The sequence below is a fragment of the Paraburkholderia sp. SIMBA_027 genome (assembly GCF_046535315.1).
GTDB classification, from domain to species: domain Bacteria; phylum Pseudomonadota; class Gammaproteobacteria; order Burkholderiales; family Burkholderiaceae; genus Paraburkholderia; species Paraburkholderia tropica.
The window spans coordinates 1-235 of record NZ_JAWRWY010001625.1 but is presented as its reverse complement, the minus strand read 5'-3'; the positions used below and the strand labels follow the sequence as shown (position 1 = coordinate 235).

Annotated in this window: 1 protein-coding gene; it reads left to right on the top strand. The window is 29.8% G+C overall.

Features of this window, described 5'->3' with window-relative positions; all coding sequences use genetic code 11:
- Window positions 1-235, top strand: a 235-nt coding sequence (locus SB764_RS44685; protein WP_410867398.1) for an ABC transporter transmembrane domain-containing protein, incomplete at both ends; no start/stop codon positions are given.

Genomic DNA, 235 nt, shown 5'->3' with positions numbered 1-235 from the left:
CTGTCGTAATTGGATTATGATGGTTGTAGGTACCAGAATCAATATTAGGATTATTTCAGATTTTTTAAAAAAACTTTTGAAACTTCCCATTAAATTCTTTGATACCAAGCTAATGGGAGATTTTAACCAAAGGATTCAGGATCATGAAAAAATTGAACAATTTCTGACCTCACAAAGTATTTTTACGCTATTTTCACTATTAACATTTTCAGCCTTTTTTGTCGTTCTTTTGTAC